The organism is Paenibacillus durus ATCC 35681, from assembly GCF_000993825.1.
Classification (GTDB): Bacteria; Bacillota; Bacilli; order Paenibacillales; family Paenibacillaceae; genus Paenibacillus_AQ; species Paenibacillus_AQ durus_B.
Window position 1 is genome coordinate 1,406,183 of record NZ_CP011114.1, and the last position, 12,446, is coordinate 1,418,628.

Here is a 12,446-nt window from a genome sequence, read left to right on the forward strand (position 1 = left end):
AAAGAGATGAGCCGTATTGCAAGCTTCTTCAAATATACCATAATGATCATCCTTGCCATTGTGTCGATCATTCCGATCTTCTGGATGATATCGGGGGCGTCCCGCCCCTATGCGGAATTGTTCAAATACTCCAACAGCTTCAATATCCATTTGTTCGTTCCGGTGCATCCTACGCTGCAGAACTTTAAAGATGTTATTTTCAATGAACGCAATCCGTTCCTAACCTACATCGGCAACACGCTATTTGTGGCTTCCATCGTTACGGTGCTGGTGCTGCTGATCAATGCCATGTCGGCTTTCGCTTTTGCCAAGCTGCGTTTCCGGGGCAAGGGAGTGGTGTTCGCTCTGTTCATGTCAGCCATGATTATTCCCGGGGAAGTAACGCTCGTGCCTAACTATCTGCTTATGCATAACTTCGGCTGGCTTGATTCCTACAAAGCATTGATAATTCCTTCGATGCTGTCCGTATTCGGCATTTTCCTGCTGCGGCAGTTCTTCGCGGAGGTTCCGGACGAAATTCTGGAGGCTGCAAAAATCGACGGAGCGTCCATGCCGCGTACCTTTCTCCGAATTGTTCTGCCTGCGGCTGTACCGCCTATGATCACGCTGGGACTGATGACGTTCCTCGGCAACTGGGATTCCTATTTGTGGCCGCTGATCGTCATCAATGACGACAAGAAGCAGATGATTCAGGTCGCGATAGCCGCGTTCTCCTCGTCGCAGGGAACGGACTGGTCAAAGATTCTCGCGGCGAGCACAATTTCCACCGTGCCGATTCTGATTATTTTCTTGTTCCTTCAACGTTATTACATCCAGGGCATTACGATGTCGGGTGTGAAGGGTTAAAGAAGTCCATAAATTAACTCATAGACAGGAGCGTTAGATGATGACTTACGATGCGGTAGCGATTGGCGAATTTTTGATCGATTTCACACCTGGAGGCATCTCTCCGGCGGGTAATCCGCTGTTCGAGCGCAATGCGGGAGGAGCGCCGGTGAATGTGCTGGCCGCGCTTGCCCGGCTGGGGAAGAGAACGGCGTTTATCGGCAAGGTGGGCAATGATCCTTTCGGACATTTTCTGCAGGAAACGCTGAAGCAAGAAGGCATCGGCGACAAAGGCCTCGTGTTCACGGACCAAGCTCATACGACGATGGCTTTCGTTCATCTTGGCGAAGGCGGGGAGCGGTCGTTTCACTTCTGCCGGCAGCCCGGAGCGGACGAAGGTCTTGCCTTCGATGAAATCGACCCTTCGCTTCTCGGAAGCGCCAAGGTGTTCCATTTCGGTTCGGTTTCCATGACCTCCGAGCCGTCCCGCAGCGCCACATTGTCCGCTGTCAGGGAGGCCAAAGCACGGGGCGCCTGGATCACGTTTGACCCGAATTGGCGCCCGGCGTTGTGGCAGGATAACCTTCATGCCAAGAAGGCGATGGAAGAAGGTCTTGAGGAGGCGGATGTCGTCAAGGTGTCGGAGGAGGAACTGGTCTTTCTCACCGGAAAAAGCGAGCTGGAGGCCGGGGTGGAGGAACTGCTGGAGCGGTTCCCGGTGAAGCTTCTGCTTGTGACGCTCGGTGCGGAAGGTTCCTATTACCGGACCCGGAAAGCTGGGGGTAGAGCAGCCTCCTATCCGGTTGTCGCGGTAGACACGACCGCAGCCGGAGACGGCTTCATGGGCGCGTTCATCGGCACTATGCTGGAGAACGGCCGGCCAGCCTGGGAGTGGAGCGACGGGGAGCTGCGGAAGGCATTGGCCTATGCGAATGCGGGGGGCGCTCTAGCGACGACGCGCCTTGGAGCCATCGCTTCACTGGCCGCTCACGAGGAAATTGAGGAACTGGTAAAGGGAGCGCTAATCCCGGAGTAATCCATCGTTACGGCCCGCTCTGGCGGCTGCATACGAAAGGTATGCTGTCCAAGTTTAGAATAAGGCAACAATGCAAGGCCGAGGCGGCGAACGTCCGGTCTTGCTCATTTCATATTAAAGGAGCGAATGTATGAAAAGAGCAAGATTTAAATTAACAGCATTTTTGTTAGCGCTTGCATTGGGAGTATCGGTTCTGTGTTCTCCGGGGTCCGCTCTGGCGGCGGGATGGGCGGGCAATACGCCCGGCTATTTGCCTGTGTCGGGAACGTGGACGCAGGATGGGACGAACGGTCTGCGCGGGGTCAGTGCGGGGTCAGACAACGCGTTTAATATGTCAACGGCGGCGGTGGGAGCGAACTTCGTATACGAAGCTGACGTGAAAGTGGATGCTTCTTCACCGGATGGCGTGGCCTCGCTGGTCTTCCGGGCGAGCGCGGACGGTTCGAAAGGTTATGTGCTCAGCCTGGACCCGAACCTGGACCGCATCCGTCTGTTCGATTATGCTACGGGAACCGACTTGGATACGCCTTTTTCCAAGACGATGAGCACTGGCACTTCCTATCATCTGAAGATCGCGGCTGACGGAAGCTCGCTGAAGGTATATGCAGACAGTGTGCAGGCATTTAATGTAAGCGATACCAAATACAGCTCGGGGCTTACCGGCTTTCATGTATATAACGGTACCGCTTATTTTCAGAACGTCTACGTTAACGTGCTCAATACGAATGTGACGGGCTGGAACACCTCGGGTACATGGAATCTGACTTCGCAGGGCTGGAAGGGTACGGCCGCTTCCAATCAGAACATTGGGGCCATCTCTTCCACAAGCTCGGATAATTTCACTTATGAATCGGATGTGCTGATCACCGATCCGTACGCCCTGGGAACGCTGCTATTCCGTTCGAATGCGGACGGGACGCAGGCTTACGGACTGCAAATCGATCCGAACCTGGACCGCTTAAGGCTGTATAAGACGGATGGAAATGTCACACTGGCGCAGGCGGATACGCAGGTGGATACCGGCAAAGTCTATCGTGTCCGGATCAAGGCCCAGGGTTCCTCCATCAAGATATACTGGCAGTATGATTTTTTGAATCCCACCGGATATAATCCGCTGCTCACGGTCACGGACGCTTCTTATACGCAGGGCTTTACGGGAATAGGCGTATACAACGGTTCGGCGGTATTTCAAAATATTCTAATCAGCACCTTGAAGACGAATCTGGAGGGCTGGACGGTTTCAGGCGGCGGCAGCTGGGTTCCGCAGCTTGGCGGGTTCAAGGGGACAAGTTCGGGAAGCTCGGATACCTATAATATAGCGGCGGCGGGGATGTCCGACTTTGTCCTGGAAGGCGATCTTTCGGTCGATAACGGAGCATCGCACGGCACAGCGGGCCTTGTGTTCCGCGCAGCATCCGCATCAAGCGGGGGATATGTGCTGAACATCGACCCGAATCTGGACCGTGTCCGTCTGTTCAACCGCAGCGGGGGAAGCACGATTGCCACGGCCAACATGAGCATTGATACCGGGCGGGTCTATCATGTGGAAATTATTGCAAGCGGTTCCAGCATCAAGGTCTATGTGGACGGCGGGGTGACGCCGGTTATTTCCGCGACCGATTCGGCCTATACGTCCGGCGTCATCGGGCTGAACGCATTCAATGGCACGGCTTATTTTCAAAATGTGTATGCTGCGGATTTAAGCCAATATTACAACGAAACCTACCGGCCGCAGTACCATTTTACAGAAACAAGAAACCGGTCGAGCGACCCGAACGGCTTGGTCTACTACCAAGGAGAATATCATATGTTTCATCAGCAGGACGGGGAGTGGGCTCATGCGGTGAGTACCGATTTGGTCCACTGGAAGCGTCTGCCGCTCGCCATTCCAAGAAATGACGCCGGCGATGCATGGTCGGGCGGGGCTGTGGTGGATTTGAATAATGTCTCCGGTCTGTTCCCCGGCGGCTCCGGCATAATCGCTTATTACACCTCATTTAATCCGGAAAAGCCTAACGGCAACCAAAAGATTCACATCGCGTACAGCAGCGACAAAGGACGCACTTGGACGGATTACGCGAACAATCCCGTGGTGGAAAATCCCGGAGGAAGCAACGGGAATTGGGATTTCCGCGATCCGAAGGTTGTCTGGGATGCCGATCACTCGAAGTGGGTAATGGTGGTATCAGGAAACGACAATGTCCGTTTCTATACATCGACCAATCTTCTAAATTGGACGTACGCCAGTACGTTCGGGTATGGCCCTTATCTGCATGGAGGCATCATGGAATGCCCTGACCTGTTCCAGCTGCCCGTTGACGGCAACTCAGCGAACAAGAAATGGGTGCTGGTACTGAGCACCGGGGCAGTCCCGGCTACGCAGGGTTCGGCGTCGGAGTATTTCGTCGGCAGCTTTGATGGCACAACCTTTACCAGCGACAATCCGGCGGCAACCGTGCTGCGGACTGAGCAGGGGAAGGATATGTATGCGGCGATGACCTTCGACGGAATCCCTGCGGCCGACGGGCGCCGAATCTCCATCGGCTGGATGTCGAACTGGGATTATCCTTTCAGCTTCCCGACCTCTCCATGGAACGGGCAGATGTCCGTACCACGGGAGCTGAAGCTGACCGACATTGCCGGAACCGGCATCCGGCTGACGGAGACGCCTGTCGCCGAAATGGATGCACTCCGGGGCGCGGCCGCCTCGATTAACAATGTCACTGTGACGCCGGCGAGCGCCAATCCGCTTGCGACGGTCACAGGCACGGCCTATGAAATCGACGCGGTGCTGGAGCTGCCGGCAGGCAGCACGGCTACCGAATTTGGCTTCCATCTGCGGGAAGGCGGAGGCCAGAAGACGGTCGTAGGCTATAAGACGGGTTCGTCGGAAATGTTCGTGGATCGCTCATCCGCAGGTGCAAGCGAATTCACGGCCAATTTCCATCCCGTACAGAGTACGGTTCTCCCGTTGGAGAACGGCAGAGTCAAGATGCGCATTTACGTCGATCAATCCTCTGTCGAGGCATTCGGCAACGACGGCAAAGCGGTCTTCTCGGATATGATTTTTCCCGGGTCGGCCCGTAACGGTCTGAGCTTCTATGCCACCGGCGGCGATGTGAAAATTGTCTCGCTGAACGCTTATCCGCTGGACAATGTCTGGCGGTCCGAACCCGCCTCCGGCTCAACGCCGCAGAAGGTCGTCATGGACCAGACCCGCGTTCAACTGGCGGCAGGCTCTGTCTACCGGTTGTATGCGGATGTGCTTCCGCGCTCGGCAACCGATAAGACGCTCGTGTGGAGCTCCAGCAATCCGGCGGTAGCGTCGGTAGCCCAGGCCGATTCGGTCAGCGCGGACGTCACGGCGGTGGCGCAGGGCAGGACCGTCATCACCGCCACCACGCAGACAGGCGGAATTGCCTCGTCGACGGTCGTCGAGGTGGGCTCTTTTACGACAAATTTGACCGGATGGAACAGTACGCCCGCGGACTCCTGGAGGGTCACGGGGGACGGCGTCTCCGGCACGTTCGATAAAGATAGCAATTACATTTCCGGTGTAAGCGGCGCCAACTTTACTTATGAAGCGGATGTGAAGCTGGATCGGGCCGGAGGTGCGGGTTCGATGATTTTCCGGGCCAACGCTGACGGCTCAAGCGGTTATTATTTTAACATCGATCCTAATATCAAGGCGCTGCGGCTGTTCTACAAGCTGAATGGCGGCTTTTCCTCCAGTCAGATGCTCGCGGGCGTTCCGGCGACGATTATTTCCGGTACGGCCTACCATGTTAAAATCGTGACCTCCGGGACGAATATTAAGGTGTATTTCGACGGCGCTTCAACACCGATCATAGATGTAAACGACGCCACGTTCACTAGCGGTTATTTCGGCCTCAACGTGTTTGGGGGAACAGCCAGCTACCAGAATGTGAATAAAAATTAAGTTCTGTAAGCGTATGAATAATTAATAAATCCGCCAGGCGAGTTTATCTTCGTCTCGGCGGATTTTTGCTGTTTTATGTATTGATAAATTGATTCGAGCTTGAATAATAAAATTTTTCGGTTAAATTTGCGGAATTTGTCGAAAACTCTTTTCATTTTCGAAATAAATACCGATAAGAGCAGTAGTAATCTCTGTTCTAAGAGCGGCGGTTACCGACATAAGTACCGAATGTGCCGAAAGGGTGTAAAAAATGAAAATCCGTACAAAGCTTTCTCTGATGATTCTCGCTGTCAGCTTGTTCTCCACCATTGTAATGGGAATTTTCAGCTACTCCAAATCATCCAGTACTTTGGCATCCATGACCAGTGCATCGATGCTGCATCTGAATTCGAGCAAATCGGATACGATTGCCGCTATGATCGAGAAAGAGCAAAGAAATCTGGCCCTGATTGCCGGTGAACATGACATAGCCCAGCTGCTTGTTCAGACGCAAAGCGGAACGGCCGATAACGGTCTTCGAGACTCCATTATTGCCAGGCTGCAGGGTGTAGTTAAGGATGCGGGCAACCTTGAGCACTTGCTTATCGCCGATATGAACGGCACCGCTATTGCCGACAGTGATCCTTCACTGCTGGGCAAAAGTTTCGCCGACCGGGCCTACGCGAAGAAGGTGCTCGCGACTGGAGAGCCCGTGATTAGCGAGACGCTGAAGTCCAAGGCGACCGGCGCGTTTGTCCTCGCATTTGTCAACCCGATTAAAGCTAATGGAGTGATGGTAGGATTTGCGGTATCCGCCGTCTATGCGGACAGCCTGACCACCTATTTGGGCGACGCGAAAGTGATGAACAGCAAATCAAGCTATGCATACTTGGTTGATGATAAAGGGATGATGCTCTTTCACCCGACTAAGGAAAAGATCGGTAAACCAGTGGAGAACGAAGCGGTTAAAGCCATAGTAACCCGCGTGCAGCAAGGGGAACGGCCGGCTGACGATATCATTGATTATGACTTCAATGACCAGGCCAAGAAGGCGGCTTATACCGTTCTGCCTGGGGTTAAATGGACACTGGTGCTGACAGGAGACGTCGGCGAGATTATGCAGCCGGTCAATGAAATGACGACTTTCATCGTGGTGCTCGGTCTGATCAGTCTGGTGTTGACCCTGATAATTGGTCTGTTCACTTCTCACAGAATAGCTGTTCCATTAACCAAGCTTACCGAACTGATTAATAAGACGGCCGAACTGGACCTGAGATACGACAACTCATACGAATATCTATCGAAAAATAAAGACGAGACCGGCACCATCGCCAAAGCGACGATTCGCACCCGCAGTGTGCTGCGGGATATGGCTGGCAGTATGATGAACATCTCCAGCCAAGTCCTGAACAGTGCGGAGATGCTCGAACGGTTGGCTGTTGAAGTCAGAGAGAACGCCCATGACAACGGAGCGACAACACAGCAACTGTCCGCAGGTATGGAAGAAACCGCCGCATCCTCTGAGGAGATGACTGCCGCGATTCATGAGATCGACAGTAATGTCAGCGAAATGGCCCAAAAGGCCAAGGAAGGCGGCAGAGTTTCTGCCGATATTACTGATCGTGCCTTGGCCCTGAGGCAGGGTATGAACGAGTCCACAGTATATGCCAAGGGGATTTACGATTCAGTTCGCGTTAAGATGGAGAAGGCGATTGAAGAGTCCAGCACGATTACCCAGATCAACGAACTGGCGAAGACGATTATGGACATAACGAGCCAGACGAATCTGCTCGCGCTTAATGCGGCGATTGAAGCGGCCCGGGCGGGAGAAGCGGGAAGAGGCTTTGCCGTTGTGGCCGGGGAAATTCGCAAGCTGGCGGAGAAGTCGTCAGAGACCGCGTCGGGCATTCAGAATATTGTGAAAGGAGTCCATACTTCCGTCGGTCAGTTGAAGGACAGTTCGGAGGATTTGCTGTCCTTCATCGACGGGACGGTGCTGAGCGACTACGATAAGCTGAAAGAGGTCGGCGAGCAGTACAAGCAGGATGCCGAGCTGGTCAGCAATCTGATGCATGATTTTGAGAATTCCGCCAGTCATTTGAGCGAGACGGTTTCCGCAATTACGATTGCAATTAACGAGGTCGCCGCGACAATCTCGGAAAGCGCAGCGGGTGTTCAAGACATAGCCGAGAAGACCTCCGATATCGTGGAGAAGACGTATAAGGAAGCTGATATGGCGGACGAGAATACGAAGAGCGCGCGTGAGCTGCAGGAATTGATGGAGAAATTTAAAATCTAAGATGGGCAAAGGATTGTCCCCTGGTCATTTTCGGTGACTTAGGGGACAGTCCTTCGTTGTATACCCTAAATGCCCGGCGGCTGTCAATAACGAGCGACAAAAGTGTTGCTTTTCATCAGGGGAAAGTGTATATTCTTTAATACAGCGATTACAGCTGTGTCTACATATTACGCGGTCGTGGCGGAATTGGCAGACGCGCACGGTTCAGGTCCGTGTGGGCTAACCCCCCGTGGAGGTTCGAGTCCTCTCGACCGCACCATATCATCAATGACAGGTTTCTGATCTGCCTCTCTGCAGAGCAGAAACCTTTTTGTTATTTTAAATATTTAGGCTGCTATTCATTAGCGTTGATACAATTACTTGTTGTGTCCGTATAGTTGACCGCATGCTGCATTAATGTCCGTTCCGAATTGTGTTCGCACAGTGACTTGGATTCCCTTTGACTTTAAAATACCGACAAACCTTCGAACCCGGTCTTTGTCCGATTGTCGAAAGCTTTCAGGCGTTACGTCGGTTGAATTGTAGGGGATCAAATTGACGTGATATTAATGTTCCCAAGGCCCTCTGTCCTTTAACAATGCAGCAATAGCTTCCGCATGTTCATTTGAATCGTTTTCTCCTCGAAGTAATATATACGCAATATATACTTTTCTGCCTGTATCACGAATATGCTGATCCAACTTGTTCAACACATCATAAAGCGGAAATCGATTGTTAATTGGCATTAGCACGCTCCGCTGTTCGTCGAACGGAGAGTGCAGTGAGAAGGTCAGGTTAACCTGTGGAAATTCCTTTGTCAGACGATCGATACCCGGCAAAATTCCAATGGTGGAGACTGTAATTCGTCGATGCCCCAAGCCAAAGGTTCGTGAATCTGTTAGAATCTTAAGCGTGTCAAAGATATTAGGATTGGCTAACGCCTCGCCCATGCCCATAAACGAGACACTATCCAAGGCTGCACCATTTAAATGAAAATATAACAATTGATTCCATTACTACAGGATACTTTAACAGAATCGATGGAAATGTTAAAGTACTATCCTTTTCCGTACTCAGTATGGTTTACCGTACTGAGTACGATAAAACTGCGTACTTTTCAAAAATGATTTTCTCGATAATAATGGGGAGCATTCCACCAAACCTGACACGGAAGGATGATGGTCATGAACATCATGGTTATCGTTGCTCACCCCGATTTAAATCATTCTAAATTGAATAAAGCAATGGCGGCGGAACTAGAACAGCATTCGAACATTCATGTGCGCGACCTGTATAAGGAATATCCAAACTGGCAGATCGACGTTGATAGAGAACAGCGGCTGCTGCTGGAATACGACCGCATTGTGTTTTAGTTCCCTCTGTACTGGTACAGCTGTCCGCCACTTTTGAAAAAATGGTTCGACGATGTGCTGACCTTCGGATGGGCGTTTGGGCCCGGCGGCGACCATTTAAGGGGGAAAGAGTTTGTCGTGGCGACAACGACAGGCGGGGAGGAGAAGGGATACCGCGCTGGCGGACACAATTGGTTTACGCTCAGCGAATATTTGCGACCGAATTTATAGCAAAATTTAGGATGTTATGAGAATTAGGTTCTACCGCCCCGGCAATACATCGAGAATTGTATCCACGACCAGTTCCGGCTGGTCATGAATGACCATATGGCCGCTTTTTTCCGCGACGATTAAGCGGCTGTCCGTGGAGATATCCAGCATTTTCCGCTGTCCGGACTGCCAGATCGCCTCAAGCTTCTGACCAGCGGTTTCCGAAATGCCCACTTGGGCGTAATTCTGCGGGAGACCGCGGGCAATAATTCGCACCGGTAAAGCGCCTAAACGTTGTCCCCGAATGGCATCTTCGGTGGTATAGGCAAGCTTCGCTTCTTCTTCCTTCGCTTCAAAATAGCTTGGGGTCGCAATCACATTGATAAATTGTCCCCGGTCTTCCTCCGCCACCAAGCCTCCCAGCAAAGCGTCTTGAAACAGGCGCAGAATGCCCGACTGCTTGAGCAGCTTAAGGGTGGAAGCCGGCGGGTTTCCGGTAAAATTCTCCGCTTCCAGGATCGCTTGGGTATCCCGGGCATCATCCTCGGGTCTGGCGTCAACAAGGACCAAGCCCATGACCTCGTCCGGGTAGGTTTGGGCGAACAGCCGGGCATACATCCCGCCCAATGAGTGTCCGACCATGAGGTAAGGTCCTGAGATATTTTCCTGCTTTAATGCGCTGTAAAGCTCGCGGACGATCTGATCCCCGGTGCGTTCGCGCGTGGCCTTCTCGCTCCATGCATACCCCGCCCGGTCATAGGTGACGACCGTCGCATAAGGGGCGAGCTTGTCCGGGATATCACGCCAGGACAAACTTGTTTCCCCGCTTCCCGCCTCGAGCACAATCGTCGGGGATCTGCTGCCCGATTTCACCAAATGAAGATCATATCCGCCCACATCGACCATTTGGCCGGGAGGAGGATAGTCTTTGGCGGCTTGTTTCGAAGCGATGGCTTCATAAGTGAAACCAGCGCTGATCAGGATGATCCCAACGGCTAATGTAACCCCAAAACCGAATATCAACTTTCTCCATGCCGATGTTTTCTTTTTTTCACTTTTGCCCATGTAAAGGTTCCTCTCTCATATCTGTTATTTAGTACAGTGTACTAAAAAAGATTTTAGCACGTTGTACTAAAAAGGGGAAGAGGGTATAATAGGACTATGCCAAAAATCGTGAACCATGAAACGCAAAGACGTTTAGTCGCAGAAGCCGCATTAAGAGTGATCCGGCAATCCGGCCTGGAACAGGCTACCGTGCGCAAAATCGCGGAAGAGGCGGGGCTGTCGGTCGGGTCTATGCGCCATTATTTCTCATCGCAGGTTGAACTGTTTGCCTTTTGCATGAATATATTCGTCGAACGGGTCGAGAAAAGATTGGAGGCTTTTGAGCTAACAGGACCTCTGCTGACGGATTTAAAAAGATTGCTGCTGCAGTTTTTGCCTGTCGATGAGGAGAGAACGCTGGAAATGGAGGTATGGTTTGCTTTTCATTCGAAGGCCTTGGTTTATCCCGAATTGAGGAGGTTAAGCGCGAATATTCAGGATGGGTTACATAAAGCCTCCCGTTTCGTGCTGGAAGAGATCATACGAAACCGGTTGGCCCGGCCCGATCTGAATATCGAACTGGAGACGGAGAAATTGTATGCGCTCATCGACGGATTAGCCATGCATAAAATCATGCAACCGGACCGGCTGCCGGCGGAAAGGCTGGAAAGCCTCCTGGAATCTTATCTGGCGGCTTTATGTTCCGGATGAACCGCAGGTTCACATTGTGCTGCTAACGCCAATATGAATCTGCGGTTGTTTTTTAGGAGTAATGTATCGAAAGCATGTTCCAATAGTACAAAAAGATCGTATAAAACAGGCATATCAAACACGTTACTGCAGAGAAGCAGGTTTGAAGCCGCCGCTTTTGTCCCGTGCTGGATTTCCGAGCACTGAAGGTACGGACACCCAGGACGATTGCCCCGGCCAGTGCAAGCAAAGGAAGAGAAGAGAATCCCCAGGCATACCACATCGGGTAACCACGGGTGAAAACCTCCGAATTGCCATACAGCAATTGTCCGATCAAAAACACGGTGAACAGGGTTGCCATCCACGCCACGGGTCCGGGAAGGGCTTGTTTTTTTCTCAGGATAAAACGCAGCAAGCAACGAAAGATGCCGATGATGAACAGGAAAATCCATAACAGGCCTACTGCGGCATAGACGGCAAAGGCGGTAGCAGGATGCCTCCACCATGCAGGTTTCTCATCAATGCTTACCCCTTGTGTAAAGGCTAATTTCCAGCTGCCGTTCTCCTGCTGGAACGAAAGGGTATCCCCGCTGCTTTGATCCTGGAACAAGCCATGGCTTAGAGGAATGTAGGTTCTGCTCTCGGTCTCCCCGGAGCCTTCGGGAAATATCCCCTTAATGACCAGCGCCTCGCCGGAGCTTTGGACTTGATAATCTTTTGCCCCAAGCCATCTGAACCATTTTCCCCAACCGTGCTTCGGGCCAAGATTCATCGTATACGTTCGCTCATATTGCTGCAATTGGTCTGCGGAAGTACCGGCGGACCACGCGGCTTGGTTGCCCGCTTCAGGCAACAGGCCGGCTGTAATCCAGGTGAACGTAAATGTTGGCCGATGACTGTGGCGAAGTTACTCCCGAATCTCCTTCATGCCCACACCATAGCCAGAAGCAGGCTGGCGCAACTATGCCGAAGATTCGTGAAACCGAATCCACCGCAGTCTTTGAACCATAAAACCGAGGCGTGCCTGCAATTTCCTGAGCTGTGACTTGTACTCAATGAAAAGGCAACTAAACGAAGATTTAAAATAACTGG

The 12,446-nt window shown here is 52.2% G+C and carries 7 protein-coding genes, 1 tRNA gene and 2 pseudogenes; 7 read left to right on the forward strand and 3 right to left on the reverse strand.

The window, feature by feature from the left end:
• Window positions 1-6 precede the first annotated feature (6 nt).
• From VK70_RS06295 to VK70_RS06315, 5 genes are all read left to right on the forward strand, one after another.
• Window positions 7-846 carry a carbohydrate ABC transporter permease gene (locus VK70_RS06295; RefSeq protein ID WP_025697770.1) on the forward strand — a complete coding sequence of 280 codons (840 nt, stop codon included), beginning with the start codon at window positions 7-9 and terminating at the stop codon, window positions 844-846.
• Window positions 847-883: 37 nt separating this feature from the next.
• Window positions 884-1,861 (forward strand): carbohydrate kinase family protein, encoded by a 978-nt coding sequence (locus VK70_RS06300; protein WP_233277774.1) that lies wholly within the window; start codon window positions 884-886, stop codon window positions 1,859-1,861.
• A gap of 130 nt (window positions 1,862-1,991) precedes the next feature.
• Window positions 1,992-5,801, forward strand: coding sequence for a GH32 C-terminal domain-containing protein (locus VK70_RS06305; protein WP_025697766.1), 3,810 nt, complete (start codon window positions 1,992-1,994; stop codon window positions 5,799-5,801).
• Between the two features lie 250 nt (window positions 5,802-6,051).
• The gene (locus VK70_RS06310; protein ID WP_025697764.1) at window positions 6,052-8,079 is read left to right on the forward strand and encodes a methyl-accepting chemotaxis protein; all 2,028 of its coding nucleotides are present in this window, start codon (window positions 6,052-6,054) and stop codon (window positions 8,077-8,079) included.
• Window positions 8,080-8,250: 171 nt separating this feature from the next.
• Window positions 8,251-8,338 (forward strand) — tRNA-Leu (locus VK70_RS06315).
• Between the two features lie 97 nt (window positions 8,339-8,435).
• Here the strand turns inward: VK70_RS06315 and VK70_RS06320 are convergent.
• A pseudogene (locus VK70_RS06320) lies at window positions 8,436-9,068 on the reverse strand (radical SAM protein); the annotation flags it as partial.
• Between the two features lie 174 nt (window positions 9,069-9,242).
• Here VK70_RS06320 and VK70_RS06325 point away from each other — a divergent pair.
• A pseudogene (locus VK70_RS06325) lies at window positions 9,243-9,632 on the forward strand (NAD(P)H-dependent oxidoreductase); the annotation flags it as partial.
• Window positions 9,633-9,671: 39 nt separating this feature from the next.
• On the opposite strand, the gene VK70_RS06330 reads toward VK70_RS06325, so the two are convergent.
• Window positions 9,672-10,685, reverse strand: coding sequence for an alpha/beta fold hydrolase (locus tag VK70_RS06330; protein WP_025697762.1), 1,014 nt, complete (start codon window positions 10,683-10,685; stop codon window positions 9,672-9,674).
• A gap of 96 nt (window positions 10,686-10,781) precedes the next feature.
• On the opposite strand from VK70_RS06330, the gene VK70_RS06335 reads away from it, so the two are divergent.
• Window positions 10,782-11,375 carry a TetR/AcrR family transcriptional regulator gene (locus tag VK70_RS06335; RefSeq protein WP_025697760.1) on the forward strand — a complete coding sequence of 198 codons (594 nt, stop codon included), beginning with the start codon at window positions 10,782-10,784 and terminating at the stop codon, window positions 11,373-11,375.
• Between the two features lie 52 nt (window positions 11,376-11,427).
• Here the strand turns inward: VK70_RS06335 and VK70_RS06340 are convergent, their stop codons facing one another.
• On the reverse strand, window positions 11,428-12,207 hold the full coding sequence (locus VK70_RS06340) for a hypothetical protein (RefSeq protein WP_025697758.1): 780 nt from the start codon (window positions 12,205-12,207) through the stop codon (window positions 11,428-11,430).
• Between the last annotated feature and the right edge of the window lie 239 nt (window positions 12,208-12,446).

Bases quoted from the DNA above. Each gene is read 5' to 3' on its own strand.
- VK70_RS06295 (WP_025697770.1), top strand. From the start codon at position 7: ATGAGCCGTATTGCAAGCTTCTTCAAATATACCATAATGATCATCCTT.
- VK70_RS06300 (WP_233277774.1), top strand. From the start codon at position 884: ATGATGACTTACGATGCGGTAGCGATTGGCGAATTTTTGATCGATTTC.
- VK70_RS06305 (WP_025697766.1), top strand. From the start codon at position 1,992: ATGAAAAGAGCAAGATTTAAATTAACAGCATTTTTGTTAGCGCTTGCA.
- VK70_RS06310 (WP_025697764.1), top strand. From the start codon at position 6,052: ATGAAAATCCGTACAAAGCTTTCTCTGATGATTCTCGCTGTCAGCTTG.
- VK70_RS06330 (WP_025697762.1), bottom strand. From the start codon at position 10,685: ATGGGCAAAAGTGAAAAAAAGAAAACATCGGCATGGAGAAAGTTGATA.
- VK70_RS06335 (WP_025697760.1), top strand. From the start codon at position 10,782: ATGCCAAAAATCGTGAACCATGAAACGCAAAGACGTTTAGTCGCAGAA.